This window comes from Kitasatospora sp. NPDC038210 (assembly GCF_055600605.1).
The window spans coordinates 53749-74476 of record NZ_JBVJYK010000025.1 but is presented as its reverse complement, the minus strand read 5'-3'; the positions used below and the strand labels follow the sequence as shown (position 1 = coordinate 74476).

20 protein-coding genes are annotated in these 20728 nt (G+C 75.0%); 8 read left to right on the top strand and 12 right to left on the bottom strand.

The window, feature by feature from the left end; all coding sequences use genetic code 11:
- Positions 1-7: 7 nt before the first annotated feature.
- Both ACZ7KX_RS34585 and ACZ7KX_RS34580 read left to right on the top strand, forming a co-directional pair.
- Entirely contained in the window at positions 8-799 is a 792-nt protein-coding gene (locus tag ACZ7KX_RS34585; RefSeq protein ID WP_470329948.1) for an SDR family NAD(P)-dependent oxidoreductase, read from the top strand.
- A gap of 147 nt (positions 800-946) precedes the next feature.
- Complete coding sequence (locus ACZ7KX_RS34580) at positions 947-1519, top strand: hypothetical protein (RefSeq protein ID WP_470329947.1); 573 nt, start codon at positions 947-949, stop codon at positions 1517-1519.
- A 54-nt stretch (positions 1520-1573) separates the two neighbouring features.
- Here ACZ7KX_RS34580 and ACZ7KX_RS34575 read toward each other — a convergent pair whose 3' ends face one another.
- Positions 1574-1927, bottom strand: a complete 354-nt coding sequence (locus ACZ7KX_RS34575) for a hypothetical protein (protein WP_350520636.1) — start codon at positions 1925-1927, stop codon at positions 1574-1576.
- Between the two features lie 144 nt (positions 1928-2071).
- Between ACZ7KX_RS34575 and ACZ7KX_RS34570 the strand changes: the two genes are divergently transcribed.
- On the top strand, positions 2072-2833 hold the full coding sequence (locus ACZ7KX_RS34570) for a hypothetical protein (RefSeq protein ID WP_470329946.1): 762 nt from the start codon (positions 2072-2074) through the stop codon (positions 2831-2833).
- 411 nt (positions 2834-3244) lie between these two features.
- Positions 3245-3751 (top strand): hypothetical protein, encoded by a 507-nt coding sequence (locus ACZ7KX_RS34565; RefSeq protein ID WP_470329945.1) that lies wholly within the window; start codon positions 3245-3247, stop codon positions 3749-3751.
- Between the two features lie 131 nt (positions 3752-3882).
- Here the strand turns inward: ACZ7KX_RS34565 and ACZ7KX_RS34560 are convergent, their stop codons facing one another.
- Both ACZ7KX_RS34560 and ACZ7KX_RS34555 read right to left on the bottom strand, forming a co-directional pair.
- Complete coding sequence (locus ACZ7KX_RS34560) at positions 3883-4185, bottom strand: hypothetical protein (protein WP_470329944.1); 303 nt, start codon at positions 4183-4185, stop codon at positions 3883-3885.
- Between the two features lie 111 nt (positions 4186-4296).
- Positions 4297-5670 carry a helix-turn-helix domain-containing protein gene (locus ACZ7KX_RS34555; protein ID WP_470329943.1) on the bottom strand — a complete coding sequence of 458 codons (1374 nt, stop codon included), beginning with the start codon at positions 5668-5670 and terminating at the stop codon, positions 4297-4299.
- Between the two features lie 224 nt (positions 5671-5894).
- On the opposite strand from ACZ7KX_RS34555, the gene ACZ7KX_RS34550 reads away from it, so the two are divergent.
- Positions 5895-7067 (top strand): glycosyltransferase, encoded by a 1173-nt coding sequence (locus tag ACZ7KX_RS34550; RefSeq protein ID WP_470329942.1) that lies wholly within the window; start codon positions 5895-5897, stop codon positions 7065-7067.
- A 54-nt stretch (positions 7068-7121) separates the two neighbouring features.
- Here the strand turns inward: ACZ7KX_RS34550 and ACZ7KX_RS34545 are convergent, their stop codons facing one another.
- From ACZ7KX_RS34545 to ACZ7KX_RS34535, 3 genes are all read right to left on the bottom strand, one after another.
- Positions 7122-8051: a hypothetical protein gene (locus tag ACZ7KX_RS34545; protein ID WP_470329941.1), complete on the bottom strand. Its 930-nt coding sequence runs from the start codon at positions 8049-8051 to the stop codon at positions 7122-7124.
- A 97-nt stretch (positions 8052-8148) separates the two neighbouring features.
- Complete coding sequence (locus tag ACZ7KX_RS34540; protein ID WP_470329940.1) at positions 8149-10176, bottom strand: protein kinase domain-containing protein; 2028 nt, start codon at positions 10174-10176, stop codon at positions 8149-8151.
- Positions 10177-10411: 235 nt separating this feature from the next.
- Positions 10412-11110, bottom strand: a complete 699-nt coding sequence (locus tag ACZ7KX_RS34535) for a hypothetical protein (RefSeq protein ID WP_470329939.1) — start codon at positions 11108-11110, stop codon at positions 10412-10414.
- Between the two features lie 249 nt (positions 11111-11359).
- Here ACZ7KX_RS34535 and ACZ7KX_RS34530 point away from each other — a divergent pair, with 249 nt between their 5' ends.
- Positions 11360-12943 (top strand): sodium:solute symporter, encoded by a 1584-nt coding sequence (locus ACZ7KX_RS34530; RefSeq protein WP_470329938.1) that lies wholly within the window; start codon positions 11360-11362, stop codon positions 12941-12943.
- 244 nt (positions 12944-13187) lie between these two features.
- Entirely contained in the window at positions 13188-14147 is a 960-nt protein-coding gene (locus ACZ7KX_RS34525) for a DUF1906 domain-containing protein (RefSeq protein WP_470329937.1), read from the top strand.
- A 30-nt stretch (positions 14148-14177) separates the two neighbouring features.
- Here ACZ7KX_RS34525 and ACZ7KX_RS34520 read toward each other — a convergent pair whose 3' ends face one another.
- Positions 14178-14798, bottom strand: coding sequence for a TetR/AcrR family transcriptional regulator (locus ACZ7KX_RS34520; RefSeq protein ID WP_470329936.1), 621 nt, complete (start codon positions 14796-14798; stop codon positions 14178-14180).
- A 196-nt stretch (positions 14799-14994) separates the two neighbouring features.
- On the opposite strand from ACZ7KX_RS34520, the gene ACZ7KX_RS34515 reads away from it, so the two are divergent.
- Entirely contained in the window at positions 14995-16446 is a 1452-nt protein-coding gene (locus ACZ7KX_RS34515; protein ID WP_470329935.1) for an amidase, read from the top strand.
- A 65-nt stretch (positions 16447-16511) separates the two neighbouring features.
- Here the strand turns inward: ACZ7KX_RS34515 and ACZ7KX_RS34510 are convergent, their stop codons facing one another.
- The 5 genes from ACZ7KX_RS34510 to ACZ7KX_RS34490 all read right to left on the bottom strand — a co-directional run bounded on the left by ACZ7KX_RS34510 (position 16512) and on the right by ACZ7KX_RS34490 (position 20651).
- Positions 16512-17402, bottom strand: a complete 891-nt coding sequence (locus ACZ7KX_RS34510) for an NAD(+)/NADH kinase (protein WP_470329934.1) — start codon at positions 17400-17402, stop codon at positions 16512-16514.
- Complete coding sequence (locus ACZ7KX_RS34505) at positions 17399-18406, bottom strand: SPFH domain-containing protein (protein WP_470329933.1); 1008 nt, start codon at positions 18404-18406, stop codon at positions 17399-17401. The genes ACZ7KX_RS34510 and ACZ7KX_RS34505 overlap by 4 nt, the downstream gene beginning before the upstream one ends.
- A 244-nt stretch (positions 18407-18650) precedes the next feature.
- Complete coding sequence (locus tag ACZ7KX_RS34500) at positions 18651-19037, bottom strand: hypothetical protein (RefSeq protein ID WP_470329932.1); 387 nt, start codon at positions 19035-19037, stop codon at positions 18651-18653.
- Positions 19034-19243: a hypothetical protein gene (locus ACZ7KX_RS34495; RefSeq protein WP_470329931.1), complete on the bottom strand. Its 210-nt coding sequence runs from the start codon at positions 19241-19243 to the stop codon at positions 19034-19036. Before ACZ7KX_RS34495 ends, ACZ7KX_RS34500 begins: the two co-directional genes overlap by 4 nt.
- A gap of 556 nt (positions 19244-19799) precedes the next feature.
- On the bottom strand, positions 19800-20651 hold the full coding sequence (locus ACZ7KX_RS34490; protein ID WP_470329930.1) for a hypothetical protein: 852 nt from the start codon (positions 20649-20651) through the stop codon (positions 19800-19802).
- Positions 20652-20728 lie beyond the last annotated feature (77 nt).

The window sequence follows — 20728 nt, the reverse complement described above, 5'->3', positions numbered from 1 at the left end:
GGCGGGCATGAACGTGAGTGGAAAGCGCATCCTGATCACCGGCGGCACCAGCGGCGTCGGGGACGCCCTGGCCCGCGCCCTGGTCGACGCCGGCGCGCGGGTGGTCACCTGCGGCCGGCGCAGCGACCCCGGCGTGCCCGAGGTCCCGGACACCGCGGGCGGTTTCGCCGTCACCCCGGCGCCCGCGCAGCCCGCGCGGCACGCGGTGGTCGCCGACCTGGCGGTGCCCGGGGAGGCCGCCCGGGTGGTCCGGCTCGCCGCCGGGCAGCTCGGCGGGCTGGACGTGGTGGTCGCCAACGCCGGTGTCCAGCACCTGGATTCGCTCACCGGCGGGCCGAGCCCCGAACTGCTGGACCGGGTCGGGCAGGAGATCGCCGTCAACTTCCGCTCGGTGGTCGAGCTGGCGGCCGCGAGCTGGCCGCACCTCGCGGCGGCGGGCGGCCCGGCGTCCTTCGTCGCCGTGACCTCGGGCCTGGCGTACGCGCCCAAGCGCTCCGCACCCGTCTACTGCGCGACCAAGGCCGCCGTGCACACCCTGGTGCAGTCGCTGCGCTACCAGGCGCAGGCCGACACGCCGTCCGTCCGGGTGCAGGAGGTGGTGCTGCCGCTGGTCGACACGGCGATGACGGCGGACCGGGAGGGTGCGGTCCGCAAGCTGTCGGCCGCCGAGGCCGCCGCCGCGATCGCCCGGGGCATCGAACGCGGCCGCCCCCTCGTCCCGATCGGCGCCTCCCGGGCCCTGCTGGCCCTGCTGCGCGTGCACCCGCCGACCGCTCACCGCATCCTCCGCGACGGCTGACGGCTGACGGCGGACGGCTGACGGCGGACGGCGGACGGCGGACGGGGACCGGGCGCGGCGGGCCTCGGATCGAGTGCGGATCGTCCCCGGTGGTGCCGTAGCATCCGGACTGCAGATCGCACGCCTGTTCACGGGGGAGTAGCGCAGTTGTCCAAGAGTTCGACGGCCGTTCCGTCCGGTGCGGCCGTACGGGGGGCCGGTGCGGCCGTGCTGATGGTGGCGGGCGCACTGGTGCTCGGGTCGTGCTCGCTCGTCGGCGGGTCGGACGCGTCGAGCAAGCCGGTCCGCGTGGAGTCCCGGGAGGAGGCGCGGACCCGGGCGGAGCGCATCGAGGACCACGTGCGGACGCTGACGGGCCTTGAGCGGAATCCGTGGGGCGGCATGTCCGGCTTCTTCAAGTGCCCGGGCCGGGGGATCAGCGTCGCCGACGAGGGCGAGCCGTACCAGCTCGGCTCGGCGATCCAGTTGGAGGCCGCGGACGAGCAGCGTCCCGAGGTGGTCCGGGCACTGCGGGAGAAGCTCGCGGGCGAAGGCTTCAAGATCGCCTCCCAGGGGTCCGACGCGGACACTTGGGACTTCAAGGCCTCCCAGGAGTCCGAGCATTACACCATCACCGTGGGCGCGGTGAAGCCCGGCCAGGGCGTGAGCGTCATGGTCACGCTGCCCTGCCAGGCCCCGCCCACCGGTGCGGCGTCGCCCGCGCCGACGCCCACCGCCTGACGGCGGCGCCCACCGTCCGATGGCGGTGGGCGCCGCTCGTGGCGTCGGCCCGCGTCAGTCGCGCAGGACGCTCACGCCGCCGAGCAGGCCCCAGGCGGCGACGTGGACGGTCGGGCCGCCGGGGCGGCTCGGGCCGTCGTCGCTGACCCCGCCGAGGCGGATGCCGCCGACCACCACCCGCACCTCCGGGCGGACCCGCAGCTTCACCCCGCCGATCAGGCTGAGTTTGGTGATCCGCACCTCGGCGCCGTCGGGGATGTCCACGTCGGTCAGGTCGATGTCGGCGCCGCCGATGAGCGAGGCGGTCACGGTGCGGCTGTGGATCTCGTGCCCTGCAAGGCGGTTGCCGCCGAAGATGCTGATCCGGACGTCGGTCTTGTCGCTGTCCGGGGTCCCCGAGTTCGTCATGCCGACCACCGTAGGGCCAGGCCGTGACCATCCGTCAACCGCCCCCGGACTGGCGGCGGCCGGGCCGGGTGAGCCGCTCCGGGCCGGGTGGGCCGGGCCGCCCGGCGTCCGGTGCCCGGACCTGCCCCCGTAAGCTTTCCGATCATGCTCTCCAGACGACTCGCCGGGGTGCTCGTCGGCGCCCTGGCCCTCACCGCGGCCTGCACCGGCTCGCCGGCCCCCGACCGGGCCGCCGGTTCGGCCGCCCCGGGCCCCGCCGCCCCGGGGTCCGCCACCCCGGTCCCCACCGCCGCCGGCTCCGCCGCCGCGACCCCCTCGCCGACCGTCCCGGCGACGCAGGAACCCCCGCCCGACGCGAACCCCGCCTACACGGCCAGGGTGCAGGCCATCCGGCCGTACGACGTCCAGGCGAGCTGGTGGAGCTGGGCCGCCTCGATCGAGCAGGCCCGCAATCCGGTCCTCGACCGCGACGGCCACCTCTGCGGCCAGGGGCAGAAGGCCGACCTCTGGTTCCTCGCCGGCACCACGGGCGGAGCCGTCACGCGCTCCTGCACCGTCCCCGCCGACATGCCGGTCATCTTCCCCGTGGTGAACCTGAGCGGCGGCCGCACCGACTGCCTGGACTTCATGACGGCCGCCCAGGGCAGCGCCACCCTGGACGGGCGCGCCCTCCCCGTCGAGACGATCGAGCCGACCCTGATCGGGTTCGACACGGTCAAGGGCAACCCGTTCACCGCCGGCTCCGGAAAGGTCTACCGGTACGCCTGCGGCCTGTGGGTACGGCTGGAGCCGCTCGCCCCCGGCCGCCACGAACTCAGCGTGCGGGGCGCGGCGGGCGGTTTCGCCACCGCCGCCGACTACCACCTCCAGGTCGGCCGGTCCGCGCCGCCCACCGGCGCCTCCTGAGCCCAGCGGGTTGTCGAGGAACTGCAGTCGTCCACGGCTGGAGCGTGGTTCGCCGCCCGGTCGCGTCGTGCCCCGACCGGCGCTGCCCGCGCCGCGCGACGCCAACCCTCCTGTTGTGCAACCGAGTTACGAGATCGGCGCGGCGTCCGCTCCCCCGCCGTCACTCCGTTCACCCGCGTCGCCTCACGTGCCGACCGCGGGGAACGGGGCACAGTCGGAGAAACCGTTCCGGAGCGGCGAGAAGACCCGTCTCGGCACCTTGGGTCACTCGCCCGACAAAACACGTCGGCGGCAATCGGCGGCGCCATACGAAAGCTTTACGGGAATCCGGTGTGTCGATGGCTGGACCGGGGTCCGGATCCCGTGGCACCGTTCGAGCGAGGAAGTTCAGCTCACAAAGGGGGACGTGAAATGAAACTCCGCACCCGGATCCGGGCCGGCATCACCGCGCTCGCCGTCGCAGCCGGCGGCCTGACGGTGGCCGTCGCCGGCCCGGCCGCCACCGCGCACGCCTGTGGACTGTCCCAGCTCGGCCCGACCCGCTACATCTGGAGCGGCGGCCACACCATGGGCACGTTCTACCTCGCGTGGGACTCCTGCACCTCGGGCGCGTACACCGAAGCCCACATCACCAACACCAACTGGACCAGGGCCAACGGCTTCATCGAGGTCCGGAACTCCTCCGGCGGCGGCTACGAGTACGGCCCGGCGTCCCCGACGGTCGTGTGGGACGGGACGGCCTGGTGGGACTCGTTCCTCCCCGGCCACAGCAAGCTGTCGATCTACTCCAACCCCTCCAGCGACCGCCTCTACTACGGCATCGCCGAGTTCAGCGGCTGCTCCCGCGAGGGGCACACGCCGGAGTGGAACTTCTCGAACGGCTCCGTCGTCAACAGCGGCCAAGACATGTTGTGCTGACCGAGCCGCCGGACACCTCAGGGCCCGTCGTCGAACCCCCGCCCGCGGGGGCCATGACGGCGGGCCCTGACGCTGTCCGGTCGGTCGGGTGACTGTCGCCCGGCCCGGCACCCGACGCCGTGTCACGGCCCTCAGCTCACCGAGGCACCCGGCGCCGGCACCAGACCCGCTGCCGCGAGGAAGTCCCCGAGGCTGATCGCACCGCCGTCGGTGCCGTCGTCCCACTCGACCAGGAGCCCCGAGAGGCCCGCGTTCCAAGACTCCGGCGTGTCGGCCTCGTCGTCGGGCCCGGGATGCCACTCGACGCTGCCCGCACCGTGCCGGTACCGGAGGTACAGGTACTGGCCGTCCGCCGTCCAGGCGTCCCACTGCGACGGGCAGGCAGAACACGTCTGCACGACCCGAACCAGCTTCCGGCCCTCTTCCGTCTCCATCCGACGATGGTCGCGTGGTGGCCGAGCTCCGGCAATCGACTTTCGGGTCGCCGTCACCGGCGCCTGAAGCAGAGGCCGGAACACCCCGTCGACGACCGGACCGGGCAGTTCCTAACCGTCCGTCCGCTTGATCCACTCGTTGGGGCCCAGCGGGTAGTCGTAGCCCGGGCGGTTGACGTCGGCGCTGGTGCGGAAGGCGGTGCCGGCGTTGTCGATGCGGATGGTGCCGCGGCGGCTGCCGCTGGACCAGTCCAGGGTGAGGTCCCAGCGGACGTCGTGCGCCTTGGTGTGGGCGACGACGTAGAAGACCTCCGGGTCGGACTCGCTGACCTTGTAGGGGAAGTTCCGCTGGCCGCCCTTGACGGTGACGGTGGGGCTGCCCCGGTCGAGGTCGATGTCGAAGGACTTGATGTCGACCTCGCCGCCGCAGCCGACGCCCATCGAGTAGTCGTTCCAGGCGAGCGGCGCACCCTTGGACGCGATCCGCACGTGCAGCGCCTCCAGGACGACCGTGTCCGCTCCGGTGCCCTGGACGGTGAAGGCGATCTCCTGCTCGCCGGAGGACACCGCGCCGTAGGCGGCGGCCCAGCGCGGGGCGTCGCGCTCGGGGGCGGGCGGCCCGACCTGGGCGGGCGCGCTGTTGACGAGGAAGTGCTGGCTGCACGGGTTGTCGTAGACGTACGGCCGGGTGCCGACGGTGAGCGGCGGAGGTGCGTCGGCCGGCGGGGTTGCACCGGCAGTGGTCGGCCCCGGAGCTGCGGTCCCGGGCGGGGTGGCGGCTGCCGTGGCGGTGTCCGACGGGCTAGCCGTCCCGGCGGTGGAGGCAGCGGAGACGGCGGAGGGCGGCGGCCCCGGCAGCGCCGTCGTGCCCGTGGCCGTCGCGCCCGACGCGGTGGCGCCGGCCGCCTGCCGGTCGGCCGAGCCGTTGCCGCCGCCCCAGCCGCCGGGACGCACGAGGACCACCACGGCGGCCAGCAGCGCGACGGCCGCGGCGGAGGCGATCAGCACGTTGCGGCGGCGCCGCGGCGATCCGGGCGACGTCACCACCTCGACGACCGGTTCGGCGCCCGCCTCCCCGGCCGCCGGGGCGGCGGACGGCGCCGGAGCCGGCGCCGGAGTCCGAGCCGGAGTCCGAGCCGGATCGGGCTTGGGTTCCGGCGCCGGCGCCGAAGGCTGCGCCGGCACCTGGGCCGGCGCCGGCTCCGCGGCCCGGTCCGTCCGCCGCCCCCGTGCCGCGTCCGCCAGGATCCAGCTCCGGTGCAGTTCCACCAGCTCTTCCGGCGTCGCCCGGCACAGCCGTGCGAAGCGCTCCGCCGCCATGTACTCGTTGGGCAACGCCGTGCCGCTGCAGTAGCGGTGCAGCGTCGACGTGCTCATGTGCAGGCGCTTGGCCAGCGTCCCGTAGCTCAGGCCCGAGCGGTCCTTGAGTTCCCGCAGCAGCCGCGCGAACTCCTCCGCCTCCGCGGCCCCCGTGTCCTGTGACACCTGTCCCCTCCGATCCCCCGGCGTCCCGTTCCGGCGTTCCAGGCTCGTTCCGCCCCCGCTGGTCAGAGCCCCATCAGCCGTTCCACCCTACCCATCGTGCCGTCAGCTCTGGTCGCCGGGACGGACCGCCACGCACGCTTCGGTCGTCGAGCCCGGTCATCCGGTCGACGCACCGCCCGCGAAGCCCGCAACGCGGGCCCGCACCAGACCACTTGGAGTCCCGCATGACCTTACGGATCGCCATCACCGCCGAGCCGGTCCCCTCGCACGTGTCCGCGCTCGACTACGTCATCGGCCCGGCCCTTGAGCAGGGCCACAGGGTCGCGCTCCACGCGCCCCCCATGTTCCGCCCCGAAGCCCGGCGACGAGGAGTGGAGTTCCACCGGGCAGGGCCGGACTGGACCTGCGATCCCGCCGTGCAGCAGGAGGCGAGCGAGATCTGGAAGGCGTACGGAAACGCGTCCTTCAACCGCCACGTCTTCGGTCGGCTCTGGCCGGACCAGGCCGAACGGAAGGCCCGCGACCTGATCACCGCGTGGACGCGGACACGGCCCGATCTGGTGATCGCCGAGTGCAGCGACCTCGGCGCGCACCTCGCGGCGAGGGTCCTGCACCTGCCGCTGCTGGCAGCGGACAACGGGCTCGGCCCGCTGCTCCTGGAGCTCTGGGACACCGACGTCGTACCCGCCCTGGCGCCCCTCCACGACCGGTACGGGCAGGACGTCCCCGTACTGCCCCCGATGCTCACCCCCGCGCCGCTCCCGTGGTTCCACGCGGCGCCCCCGCCCTCGGCGCACGCCGTCCGACGCACCGTCGCGAGCTTCCGGACCGCCGACCACGACCGGCCGGAGCGCGCCTCCTCCTCGTCCCGGCCGCTCGTCTACGTGAGCCTCGGCACCCTCACCACCGCGATGGCGGGCCTGCGCAGCGTCGTCGGGGGTGCGTACCGGGAGATCACGGCCGCACTCTCCGACATCGGCTGCGAGGCGATCGTGTCTGCAGGACGCCTCGCCGAGGACCTGCACAGCGCGGACCCCCGCATCACGGTAGTCGAGCACGCCCCGCAGCCGGCGCTCCTGCACCGCGCCGACCTCTTCGTGACGCACGGCGGCCGGGCCTCCCTGCTCGACGCCGTCCAGGGCGCAACGCCCGTCCTGGGCATGGGCGTTCTCGCCGACCAGCCCGGCAACACCGCCGCGTTCGCCCGGCGCGGCCTCGGCCGTGCGCTCGAACCGACCGCGACCCGCGACGAGATCGCCGAAGCCATGACGGCCGTCCTCGGCGACCCCCGTCACGCCGCCGCGATGGACACCGCCCGCACCACGCTGTCACGGCTCCCGGTGCTCGACATCGCGCACCTGTACGACCACGCGCAGGCCCCCGTCCGCGTCCGGTGAGTCATACCCGGCCGTCCACCTCCTGACAGGCCCGCGCGGGGCAGCCGGCCGTGCTCAGGCGCAGTGGTAGGCGAACGAGGTGGTGGCGGTGCGGGGGGCCGGGGCGAGGAGTTGCAGGGTCGCGGTGGCCTGGAGCGCGCCCTGGCCCTCGAAGCTCCAGCGCAGCACCAGGTCGGTGTGGTGCACGCCTGAGCGGACGTCCTGGACGATCTCGTCCGAGGTGGTGCCGTCGCTGCGCACCCAGCGGTAGCGCAGCGTGCCGGCACCGCCGTTGGTCTCCACGGCGGCGGTGACCACCGCGGTGGCCGCGCAGCCGGGGTTCGCCTGGTCGGTCGTCACGGTGACACCGGTGACGGCCAGGGCCGGGGTGCGCAGGTGGCGCCAGAACAGGAAGGCCGCGAGGGCCAGGAGGACGACGAGCAACGGGGTCAGCCACCGCCACACCCTGCGCGGAGGCCGCGGCTGTCCGGCCTCCGGCACCGACTGGCCGTGCCAGGCGGCGGCCGCCCGCGGCGGGACGCCGGGGCCGAAGTGGCGGAACTCCCCTGAGGCGAGCGGGCGTTCCGTCGGGGTGGCGGACCCGGAGGAGGACGATGCGGCGGCGGCCGCACTGTCGCTGGGGCCTGTGGGGACGGCGGGTTCCGCTTCGGCGTCCTGGGCTGCGGCCGGCGCGGTGGACGCCCCGGTCCGCGTGGAGTCGGTGAGGGTGAGGGTCTGTCCGCTCCGCGGTGCGCTGCCCCAGACCCGGGGGTCGAGGAAGGTCGCGCTCTCCGGCTCCGACGCTGCCTCCTCGGCGCCCGCTCCCGGTCCGTCGGCGGGGCCGGTGAGGCGGACCGTGGCCTCCGTCTCGCGGGGCAGCCGGACGGTCGCCTCGCCCACGGCGGCTCCGCCGCCCGTACCGCCGTCGGCGGCCGGGTGCTTGCCGAGAACGACGGTCCTGTCCGCGCCCGGGTCGGGCGCGGAGTCGGGGCGGGAGGTGGACATGGCTTCTCCAGGACGGGAACGGGGACGGGAAGGGGGAGCGGACGGGAACGGCAAGGGGAACGGGAGGATCAGGTGCCGGGGGGCCGGAGCCGGGGCGTCAGCGGGGCGGGTTGCAGAGGAAGGCGGCCGTCTCGTAGGACGTCGTGCCCGGCTTGGCCGCCGCCGGGTTGGTGGTGACGCGTACGCCCCAGGTGGGGAAGGTGTCGGAGCCGAAGTCGTGCGCGCGGGTGATGGTGGCGGTGCCGTTCTGCACCGGCACGGTGTCGGTTGCGACGGTGACCGCGCGGCCGCCCGAGCTGTGGTACCAGCTGAACGTCAGCGTCCCGCTGCCGGCGCCCTGGGCGGTCACCGTGACCGTCGCGGTCAGGCTCGAAGGCCCGCTGCACCAACCGCGGCTCAGGGAGACCGAGCTGACCGTCAGGGTGGCGGGGGCGACCGTCGGGCTCGGGCTGGGGCTCGGCGGGGCGGTGACCGGGGGCGAGGCCGGCGCGGCCGTGGTGGGGGCGGGCGCGACGGGGGTGCCCGGGGCCGGCGGCCCGCCGGGGGCGGGCCGGCCGGGCGTGGCGGGTGCCGTGGGCGCCTTGGCGGTCGGGGTGGCGGTGGGGGTGCTGCCGGGCGTGCTCGGGGTGGCCGTGGGCGAAGCCGTCGGGGCGGAGGTGGAAGCCGTCGGGCTCGGGATGGAGCCGTCGCCGCTCGGGGTGGGGGAGGCGCCGCCGTCCGTCGGAGTCTGCGGGTCGATGCTGGTGGTCGCCTCCGGGGAGGCTGCGCCGACGACGGTGCGGGCACCGCCGTCGGTCGCCCCCGCGGCCGCCAGGCCGGCCAGCGTGGCGAGGGTGAGGGCGCCGGCCGCGACGCCGGTGAGGGCCTTGCCGCGGTTGCGCCGGAGCACGCCGCGGGCGGGCGGGACCGGGTGCGGGATCTGCTGGGCCGCGGGAGCCGCGCCCTGGGTGCCGAGGGCGCTCATGGCACCCTGGGAGCCCGGCGACTCCAGGAGGCCCAGGGAGCTCTGGGAACCCACGGACGTGTGGGCCAGCGAGGTGGCACCGGCCGCGCCGGCGCCGGGCAGCAGCGGCGCGAGCAGCGCGAGCAGGGCCAGCAGGTCGAGGCGGCCCCGTTCCTCCCAGCCCGGCCCGTAGCCGGTCGTCGCGACGGCCTCCAGCTCGCGGACGAACGCGGCCGCACTGTCGGGACGGGCCTCCGGGTCCTTGGCCAGACCGGCCAGGATCAGCGGCCGGACGAGGTCGGGCGCGAGTTCGGCGGGGATCGGCGCCTCGGCGTGCTGGACGGCGAGTTCGGCGATCGTGGCGCCCTCGAAGGGACGGGCGCCGGTGAGGCACTCGAAGAACGTGACGGTGGCGGCGTAGACGTCCCCGGCCGGGGAGGCCGGGCGGCCCGCCCACTGCTCGGGCGGCATGTAGGCGGGGGTGCCGGAGACGTCGCGGTCGTCGCCGCTGGGCACCGCGATGCCGAAGTCGACGAGCTTCGATGTGCCGGCCGTGTCGACGAGCACGTTGGCGGGCTTGTAGTCGCGGTGCACCACCCCGGCCTCGTGGGCGGCGGCCAGGCCCAGCAGGGAGCCCTTGAGCACCACCAGGGCGGCCTGCGCGCTGGTGGCGCCCTCCGCGCGCAGCAGGTCGCGCAGGGCGATGCCGTCCACCAGCTCCATCACGATGGCGGAGCCCCGCGCCCCCTCCACGTACTCGTAGAGCCGGGTGATGTGCGGGGAGTCGATCCGGGCGAGGACCTCGGCCTCGGCGCGCAGCGCCGGCGTGCCGACGCGGTCGTGCAGGTACTTGATCGCGACCGGCGTGCCGGTCTCCAGGTGGTGGGCGAGCACGACGCGGCCGCTGGCTCCGGCGCCGAGTTCGCGGTCGTGGAGGTAGCCCGGGAGTTCCCAGGCCCCGCGCGCGTCCTCGGGCCGGGCGTCCTCGACCTGCGGCTCCTCGACCTGCGGCTCCTCGGGCCGGGCCTCCGCGGTCTGCTCGGTCTGCGAGTCCTCGGCCCGGGTCTCGTCGACCCCGGCCTCGTCAACCCGGGCGTCCTCGGCCCGAGGGGCCTCGCCGGGGGCGGTGGAGGGCGTGCCGCCCCCGCCGGGTCTGTCGCCCTGCTGCGTCCGGTCGTCCATCGTCTGCTGCTCCCCGCTCCGTGTCGTGCTGGCCGTGTGCCACCGCCGACTGTGCCTGCCGGCGCGGCACCCTACGGCACGCCGACCGACGACGAGGACGCACCCTGTGGACACCGGGTTCCCGGCCCCCGGGGGCGGGTGACGGCGGGGTGAGTGCTTCGCACACCGTGCCAATCGGTCGGCGGACGGCCGGCAGCCCCCGGCGGGCGAGCCGGGATCCCGATCCGGACGGGCCTCACGCGGCCGGGAGGCCGTTCGCCATCTCCCGGAAGCGGGCGGACGGCCGCATCATCCCGTTGTCGCCGACGTTCAGGTTCTCCAGCCAGCCGTCCCGGTACCAGAAGATCGAGGAGGTCAGCGGGGCCGGGTCGTTCGCCTGGAGCTGCTTCGACAGGTCGATCATGAAGCGGATCGCGTTCAGCGACGAGCCGGTGCGGATCGGTGCCGCGCAGAAGGCGTTGCTCGTCGGCAGGGTGACCAGCGCGCCGTACGGCAGCTCGGCCCCGCCCAGGGCGTTCTCCAGCCGCAGGGCCTGGGCGGCGCCGGGCCACACGCCCATCCCGTTGACGGCGTACAGGACGTCGCCGTTCGTCGCGTTGAAGGACTGCCGGTTGAGCTTCTCGGTGGCGAGGTTGGCGAAGGCCCGCTCCCAGAGCTCGGCCCGGCTGACGCTCCACTGGTCGGCGGCGTGCTCGGCTATCGACAGGGCCTCGGTCGCCCCGCCGCGCTTGCCGCCGTTCACGCACAGGACGACCGACAGCTCGTCGTCGATCGGCCGGGCCATGGGGTCGGGGCCCAGGGACCGGGTCGGGGCGACCAGCAGCCGCAGCCGGTCCCGGACCTCGAAGACCGAGATCGTGGCCAGTGCCTTGCACGGGCCGTGCTCGTCGCACAGCGGCTTCGGAAGGTTCTTGCGGTTGCCGAACAGTGGCATGGGTGGCTCCCCCGGGTCGGTGCGGTGGTCGGACCAAGGGCACAGCATCCCACCGGAGGTCACCGCCGTCTCACGGATTCTCCGATTCTCAGATTGTGATCGGACGGCACGTCAGCAGGCATCCGGCCTTCCGGTCCTGAGACAGGCTCCGGTGCGTGATGATGAGGAGACGTCAGGAGCGGTCCCGGAGCCGGGAGAGCGCAGGGGGCGGGAGGGAACGGCAGCCGGGAGAGAGACAGGAGAGAGAGCGTGCGCCAACTCGACCTTCTCGTGGTCGTCGTCTACCTGGTCGCCATCGCGGTGACCGGTCTGCGGCTGGCCGGCCGTCAGCGGACCTCGAAGGACTACTTCGTCGGCGAGGGCCACATGCCCTGGTGGACCGTGTCGTTCTCCGTCGTGGCCACCGAGACCAGCGTGCTGACCGTCATCAGCCTGCCCGGCGGCGCCTACGGCGGGCAGGGCTTCGGCAACGTCGAACTGGCCCTGGGCTACGTCATCGGCCGCGTCGTCGTGGCCACCGCGCTCATCCCGCTGTACAAGCGCGGCGGCTTCGTCAGCGCCTACCAGTACCTGGGCAGCAGGTTCGGCCCCGGGCTCCAGGGGCTCGCCTCGGTGACCTTCGTCGTCACCCGGCTCCTCGCCGAGGGCGTGCGCCTGTTCGCCTCGGCGATCCCGATCAAGCTGCTGCTCGGCGAGTTCGGCGTGCACACCGGCTACCGCACCATCATCATCGTGCTCACGCTGATCACGGTCGTCTACACCTACCTCGGCGGCATCAGGGCCGTCATCTGGACCGACGCCATCCAGATGGGCCTCTACCTCGGCGGCGCCCTCCTCACCGTCGCGGTGCTGTCCGGCCACGTCGGCACCGACGGCTACGCGCGCGCCCTGGACGCCGGCCGGTTCCGGCTCTTCGACACCGACTTCGACCCCGCCCACGTCCTCACCAGCCCGTTCGCGCTACCGACCGCGATCGTCGGCGGCGCGATCTTCGCCATGGCCAGCCACGGCTCCGACCAGCTCATCGTGCAGCGCATCCTCGCCACCAGGACCCTGCGCGACGGACAGAAGGCGATGATCGCCTCCGGCGTGTTCGTCACCCTCCAGTTCGCCGCCTTCTCCCTCGTCGGCGCCCTGCTGTGGTCCTACAACCAGGGCAAGAGCTTCAAGGCGCTCGGACTCGGCAGCTCCGACAACCTCTACCCCGACTTCATCCTGCACGGACTGCCCGTGGTGGTCTCCGGCCTGCTCGTCGCCGGCATCCTCGGCGCCGCCATGGGCTCGCTGTCCTCGGCGCTGAACTCCATGTCGAACTCGACGGTCGCCGACATCATCCACAGCTTCTTCCGCAGCACGCCCTCCGAGGAGTTCCTCCTCAGGCTCGCCCGCGTGATGACCCTGGTGTGGGCCGCGCTGATGGCCGTCTTCGCCTGTGCCTTCAGCACCAGCACCGGCAACGTCTACCTCACCGGCCTGACCATCGCCGGCTACACCTACGGCGCGCTGCTCGGCGCCTTCCTGCTCGGCCGCCTCGTGCGGCGCGCCAACGGGACCGACTCCGTGCTCGCCTTCGTGGTCACCGTCGCCATGATGACCTACCTCGTGCGCGAGGTGAAGATCGACGTCACCACGGCCGCCGGGACGGTGCCCACGGCCATCGCCGCCCAGTGGCTGGTCCCCATCGGCGTGGTGGTCACCCTGGCCGTCGGCGGCGGGCTCAGCCTGCTCCACCGCGCACCCGAAACCCCGCGCGTCCCCGCACGCGCCGCACAGCCGGGCCCCGACCCCGTTGCCGGCCCCAGCCGCCCCGAGGCGGCCCCCGCCCCGGACTGATGCCGGGCCGACGCGGCACACGTCGCCCGCCACGCGGCCGCCTTCGCGGTCGCGCTGCGCCGGACCGCCCGACCGCAGTGAAGGCCCGGTCGGCCGGGCGGGAACGGTGTGGTGAGGCTCCGTCCGCCCCGGCCGGCCCGCGTCCGGTGCGTTCGGCGCGGCGGTGTCGCGCTTGCGGGTGAACGGGTGCGGCACGGCCGCAGTGTGACGCGGGCGCGTCCCCGGCGGCGGTTAGAACGGGGGGATGCGCCTTTCGTCCCTCGCCGCGCTCCCCGCCGCGGCCGTGCTCGCCATGCTGCCCGGCGCCGCCCACGGGCTCGCCCACGACGCGCGGGAGCCGGCCGTCCGGCCCGTGCCCGTTCCCGCGCCCGCTTCCGGTCCCCTCGCCGGACTGCTGCCGTCCGTACCGCTGCCGCCCGTGCCACGACCGCCCGTGCCACGACCGCCCGTACCGCTGCCGGGCGGACCACGACCGGACGAACCGCTGCCCGAGTACCGCTACGCCGGGCCCGGGTTCGACGCCTGCTCGGCGCCGTCGCTGGACGCCATGTCCGTCTGGTGGACCGCCTCGCCGTACGGCGCCGTGAACATCTACAGCAGCGGTGGCCAGCGCGCCTGCACGCAGAGCCGGCTGACACCGCAGTGGGTGGCCCAGGTCCGCGCCATGGGCTGGCAGCTGGTGCCCACGCACGTCGGGCTCCAGGCGCCCTGCGCCGCGCGCCCGGACAAGCCGCTGCGGATCGACCCGGAGCGGGCCGAGGAGCAGGGCGGCGAGGAGGCGGCGGAGGCGGCGCAGGCGCTGCAGACGCTCGGGCTGGGGCCGGGCAGCCCGGTGTACCTCGACATGGAGGCGTACCCGTCGGGCGACGCGGTGTGCAGCCGGGCGGTGGTCGACTTCACCGCCGGCTGGACCAGGGCCCTGCAGGAGGCCGGGTACCGCTCGGGCTTCTACTCCAGCATGGACTCCGGCATCGCGGACATCGTCGCCGCCGCCCGGGCCGGACGGTCCCCGCTGCCGGACGCGATCTGGTACGCCCGCTGGGACGGAAAGGCCACGACCACCGGCCAGGCCGGGCTGCCCGACGAGCTGTGGACCGGCCACCGCATCCACCAGTACCGGGGCGGCGTCAACGAGACGTACGGCGGGATGACGCTCAGCATCGACCGCGACCAGGTGGACGGCCTGGTGGCGGGCGGCTCCTGACCCGCTGCCGAGCCGGCCGCCGGCCGTTCCTCAGCCGTTCCCCGGCGGTCGGCCGGCCCGGTGCCGTGTCGGGCCGTCGGGGGCAGGGGCCGGTTGCCGTTCCAGGACGGCCCCGACGATCCTCATGAGCCGCTCGCCCGCGTGCTCGACGCTTCCGTTCTGGGTGCTCACCTGGGCTCCTTCCAGGACGAAGGTGAGCTCCGCAGCCGTCTCGTCCGGGTCGGGCAGCCCGGCCCGGACGCACAGGTCGGTGAGCCGGCGCAGCTGGCCGGCCTTGTGGGCCTCGATCAGCCGCCGCGCCGGGTGCGCGCGGTCGGGCAGTTCCGCGATGGAGTTGATGAACGGACACCCGCGGTGGGAGATCCCGGGAAGTCCGGCGGCGATGAACCGGGCCATCCCCAGGATCTGGGCCCGGGGGTCGTCGGGGTGGGCCTCCGCCAACCGGTCGAACACCGCGGTGTAGTCGGCGGCGACGATGCGCAGCCATTCCTCCACCAGGGCGTCCTTGGTCGCGAAGTGACGGTACAGCGCCATCTTGGTGGTCGAGGCCCGGTCGGCGATCGCCTGGACGCCGACGGCCTTGATCCCCTCGCGGGCGAAGAGCTCCTCCGCCGCGTCGAGGATCCGCTCCCGGGGCGGCAACGTGGCCACCCTGCTCCGCCGGCCGGCCCTGTCGACTCCGCCGATCCCGTCCGTGCTCACCCTGCGGCCCCTCCTCGTTCCAGTGGGGCGTTGCGCCGCCTGCTTCCGATGCTACGGTACCGCTCAGTCCCGGACGATACCGATCGGTCTCATGCAAGACCGATCGGTATCGCCGACCGGTGTCGACCCTCCAGAACGGACGAAGATGAAGCTCTCCGAGTACGTGACCCACGACGGCGTCGGCCTGGCCGACCTGGTGGCTCGCGGCCAGGTGACCGCCGCGGAACTCGCCGCGACCGCCCGGCGCGCGTCCGAGGCGGTGAATCCGCGGATCAACGCCGTCGTCGAGACCTGGCCGGCCCAGGACGCCCCGGCCCCGGGCAGCACCCCGCTGGCGGGGGTGCCCTTCCTGATCAAGGACCTCGCCGTCACCATGGCCGGCCGGCGGGTCGAGCTGGGCAGCCGGCTCGCCGCGGGGAACGTCGCCGGAGCGGACTCGGCGCTCATGACGCGGCTGCGCCGCGCCGGACTGGTGACGCTCGGACGCACCACGACTCCCGAGTTCGCGTACAGCACCACCACGGAAGGCGCCCTGTACGGCCCCACCCGCAACCCCTGGGACCCGACCCGCAGCCCCGGCGGCTCCAGCGGCGGCTCGGGAGCCGCCGTCGCCGCCGGGATCGTCCCGATCGCGCACGCCACCGACGCGGCGGGCTCCATCCGCGTCCCCGCCGCCGCCAACGGCCTGTTCGGGCTGAAGCCGACCCGCGGCCGGATATCCATGGGCCCCGACACGGACGAGGTCTTCAACGGCCTCGCCGTCCACGGTGTCCTCAGCCGATCGGTGCGCGACAGCGCCGCGCTGCTGGACCTCGTCCACGGCCCCGAGGCCGGTGACCCGTACTCCGCCCAGCGGCCCGAGCGGCCCTATGCGCAGGAGGCCACCCGCTCCCCGGGCAGCCTGCGGATCGGCCTGCTCACCCGGCCCTGGGGCGGCCGGGCCGTCGAGGGCACCGTCGTCGACGCCACCCTCCGCTCCGCCCGGCTCGCCAAGTCGCTGGGGCACCGGGTGGAGGAGGTCGGGGTCGACCTCGGCGTCGACTGGGAGGAGTTCGTCCTCGCCAACGCCCGCCTCTGGACCACCAACCTGGCGGCCTGGATCGACGGCCTCGCCGCGGCCTCCGGGCGACCGGTCGACTCCACCACCCTCGAACCCGAGACGCTGACCAGCTACGCCTACGGGCGGACGGTCAGCGGGACGGAGTTCGTCCAGGCGCTCGCGATGCGCAACGGCGTCGCCCGCGCGATCGGCCGCTACTTCGCCGAGTACGACCTGCTGCTCACCCCGACCCTGCCCGAACTGCCCGTCCCCCTGGGCGGGTACGCCGAGGGCGCCGAGGGCGGCGACGCGGTCGGCTGGCTCCGGCAGGTCCTGCACCGCTCGCCCTTCACGGCCGCGTTCAACGTCGCCGGCACTCCCGCGATGTCCGTGCCGCTGGAGACGGACCCCGCCACCGGACTGCCCATCGGCATCCAGTTCGCGGCGGGACACGGCCGCGAGGACCTCCTCTTCCGGCTCGCCGGACAGCTGGAACAGGCCGCTCCCTGGTCGCAGCGGACCCCCGCCGTGTGGGCGGGCGGTGCTCACGGGGCCTGACCGCCCTCGCACCCCGCCTCGCCCGCCGCCCGGCGCGCTTGCCCGGCGGCGCGCGCGGGCCGGGCTCACGCCAGCAGGCGCAGGCACGTCGTGGAGACCCCGAGGCGGACGCTCTGGCCCCAGGCCAGTTCGAGGGCGTCCGCCTCGATGCCGTCCCCGAAGGCGACCAGGTGCTCGGACTCGACGGTCAGGACCAACTGCCGCCCGCCGTCCAGCAGTCCGTGCACCCGGGTGGTGCCCGTGGTGGGGGAGGGCCACGCCTCGCGGACGAACCAGGCCAGGGCCGGGGCGCCCGGGGCGGGGAGCGTGAGCGGGCCGCCGCGCTCCAGCCATGCCGAACGGCACCAGCCGGTGGCACCGGTTCCCGTGCCGACCAGTACCCCCGAGGAGGCCTGGGGTTCCGGGTCGCCCTCGACGGCCAGCCGGTAGCGCGCCGTCTGGTGGCCGGGCTGCCCGACGTACACCTCGTTCAGCGCGAGCAGCCGCTGGCCGTCGTCCGCGACGGCCTCGACCATCGTCCGCTCCTCCAGCGGCCCCTCGCCGCGCGCCGCCGCCCGCAGCAGCGCGGGCAGCGCCTCCACCCGGTGGCGCACCAGCACACCGGCGTTGCGACCGGGCTCGGCGTCCACGCCGACCACCGGCTGGCCGTCCAGGTACTTGGCGACATTGGCCACCAGGCCGTCCTGCCCGACCACGGCCACCACGTCCCCCGGCTCGAAGAGGAAACGCGGCAGGTCCGCCCGCTCGACCCGGCTGCGCCGCCAGTCCAGCGGCACGGCCGCCGCCGCCCGCGCGAGCGCCGCCGCCTGCCGGGCATGGCGCTGCTCGACCTCCTCCACCGAGCGGCCCCGCGAGGCGAGGAAGAACGCGGCCTGCCCGGGCGTGCCGTGACGGGCCACCAGCTCCTCGTACTCGGTGCGCCGGTGCACCAGCACCACCCGCGGGGCGAGGGTCACCGCTGCGTCCCGGGGGCGCCGAGGCGGGCCAGCAGACCGGTGAGCACGTCCGGGGTGAGCGTCACGCTGTCGATCCGCGGCAGGTGCTCCGCCAGCCGCATCAGCGCCAGCGCCCGCAGCACCGCCGGATCGGCCTGCTGGTGGGCGGCCAGCCAGGCGGCCTCGGTCGCCGCCCTGGCGTCGCCGAGCTCGCGGGCGGCCTGCGCCTCGGCGGCGGCCAGCCGGGTGCGGCGCTGCGCCTCGGCGTCGGTGCGGACCCGGTCGGCGACGGCCTCCTCCTCCGCTTCGAGCCGCCGGTTGGCGCCCTGCTGGGCGAGCAACTGCTCCTCGCGGCGGGCGAGTTCGATCCGGTTGGCGATCTCGTTCTCGGCGATGCCGCGCTCGTGCTCGACGGCCACCGCGCGGCGCTCGAAGGTCGCCCGGTCGGCCTCCTGCTGCACCAGCTCGCGGGCGGGGGTGCGCAGCGCCCGCTCGACCTCCGGCTCGGGCCGCAGTGCCACCACCCGGACGGCGATCACGGCGAGCCCGGTCTCGGTGATCCGCGGCTCGTCGGCCAGGCCCTCGGTCATCCGCTCGCGCACCGCGTTGACCCCGTCCACGAGGGCGGCGGCGAGCGGGGTGCGGGCGAGCAGGCCCAGCGCGTGCTGCTGGGCGGTCTCGGTGAGCAGGGTGGCGAGCTGGTCGAGCGGGGCCGCGCGCCAGGCGCCGGTGTCCGGGTCGATCCCGAAGTCGACGCGGGTGGCGGCGGTGGCCGGGTCGGTGATCCGGTAGGTGAGCGTCGCCTGGACGGTGACGTCCTGGAAGTCGGCGGTGCGGGCGTGGAAGACCATGGCGAGCTCCCGGTCGTCCACCGGGACCTCGGAGATCGCCGCGGTCAGCGGCCGGAACCAGAACGCCAGCCCGGCCCCCTCGTGGGCGACCCGCCCGCGCCGGAGGTGGCGGACGTGGGCGGTGGGAACGGCGCGCAGGTGGCGCAGCCCGAATCGTCGGGTGATGTCGGCCATCGGAGGACCCCCTTTTCGTCATGGCGACGATATGGCGCCGACCCCTTTTTCGTCAAGATGACGAAAAAGGGGCCGGGGGTCGGCCGAGGGCGGAACTCGCGGCCCGAGCCGAGCGCATCCCCGGCCGGGCGCGATCCGCCGCGTGGTTCAGCAGTGCTCCTCCACGTAGAGCATGCGGCGGTCGGTGCCCGCACGGAACTCGTGCGCGAGGTAGCGGGACGGGCCCCGTGGCGCCCGGCAGGGCCTACGGCCGGAGCTGGAACGCCAGTGCCGTCGTGTAGCCCACGAGCAGGCCGAAGAGGCAGACCGCCGTCACGTACCGGGGGGTGAAGGGCAGCCCGGCCAGGGCCGGGTAGAGCAGCACGGCTGTGCCCGCTGCGAGGTCGGCCGCGTAGAGGCCGCCGGGCGGGGTGATGCCGGTGCTCCGGGCGGCCCAGCCGGTGGCGATCAGGAAGCCGGTGAGCAGGGTGAAGCCGGAGAGCAGGCCGGAGCCGATGCTGGCCAGTGTGGCGTGCGGTTCGGGCGGGGCCTCGCCCTCGGGGGAGCGCGGGCGGAGCCGGTGGGCCACGGCGAGGGACGCGGTGGCGAGGGTGGCGGCGGTGACGGCGGCGATCAGCGGTCCGGGGTTCAACGGCGGCTCCTGACGGGGGCTCGATGGTGGCCGAACACCGCGGCGAGCGCGGCGGGCAGCAGAACGGTGAGGACGACGACGGTGGCCCACACGGAGGGCGCGAGAGCCGGCACGGTGGGCGCGTCCGGTCCGTCGGGCGGCGGGGCGGCGACCGCCGAGGCGGTCGTGGTGGCGCCGATGTCGGCGACGGGCAGGGGCGTCGGCACGGCGGGACGGGACGCCGTGGGAGCGGGCGGAGTCGGGACCGACGTGGCCCGGGGCGCGGTCGGCCGCGTGCCCTCGTGGACCCGGGCCGGCGGCGGCGCGGGAACCTCGGCGGCCGGCCCGGGGTGCGACGGCGACGGGTGGGCCGGCGACGCGGACGGTGCGGTGGGTGCGGGCGAGGTCGTCGGTGGCTGCGTCGCCGGGGGACTGGCCGTGGGTGCGGGCGTGGGCGTGGGGCTGGGCGTCGGGCAGTCGGTCGGCGGTGGTTGGGGCCGGGGCGGCGGGGACGGCGGATGGACGTGCGGTGGCCGGGGCGGCAGCGGAACCGGGACCATCGGGAAGGGAACCGACGGGAGCGGCAACGGGTACGGACTCGCGGCGTGGTCCATCCCCCGATCATCCGACCGTCGGCACCGCCGTCGTCCTGCCTATTCGACCCAAACCCCCGTCCCTGGTGAACAGTTGGCCCCCGCAACGGAACGCCCGTGTCCGACTGATCCGGGTGTTCGACGGCCCGGCCGGTCGCGTGTGGTCGGTCGCCCGTGGCCGGTCGGGCCGTCACCGGTGGAGGGCGGCTTCGCACCACTCCTCCGCGTAGGGCCGGCAGAGCGTGGACGGGGTCAGCGCCCCGTACACCACCAGGTCGTCGGTGCCGGAGGCGAAGGTGAGGGTCAGCGTCCGGCCCGGGCCGACCATGTCGGTCAGTTTCCAACGGCCTTCGCCCTGGTACCAGGGCTCCACGAGGGAGTGCTGCGCTCCCGTCGCGGCCGTCGCGGTGGTGGCACCGGTGGCGCGGAAGGTGCCGTCGGCCGCCAGGGCGAGGGTCTCGCCGTTCGGGCCGCTCCAGGTGCCGACGACGGCCCGGCCGGCGGGATCGCCGGAGGTCCACGGTTGCTCGGCCTCGTAGCCGGTGACCCCCCACACCGCCCCGGCGACGGACAGGCCCGCCGCCGCCAGTGCCCCGCACCCGCGCAGCCACCGGGCCCGGCCACCGGCCCGCCCCCCGGTGACGGCGGCGAAGGCGACGACGGCAGCCACGGCCAACACCTGCAGCGGCCACAGCAGCGCCAGCAGCAGGCCGAGGTCGCACCAGGCCAGCCAGGCCAGGCCCGACCCCTCGCCCCGGGAGCGCCGCAGCTGCGCCCCGGCCAGACCGGCCGTCCCCGCCCCGACCGCCCAGAGCGCGGAAACCAGCAGGTAGTGCCCGAAGCCGCCGGTGTCCGTCGGGTTCGGGCCGCTCCAGGTCACCAGCCGCACCAGCGCGAGCCCCAGCAGGACCAGGGTGATCCCCGCACCGGCGAACGCCGTCAGCAGGAACCGCGCCGTCCCCCGGAAGGCTCTGGCCCAGGCCGCCGTGCCGGTTCCCGGCGCGACCTCGTTCCCGCCGTCCACGCGTCCCCCGTCGTCCACGCGTCCCCCGTCGTCGCGATGCTCGGTGCTCGGCCGACGATAGCCACCGGCGGCCCGTCGATGATCGGACCGCCCGG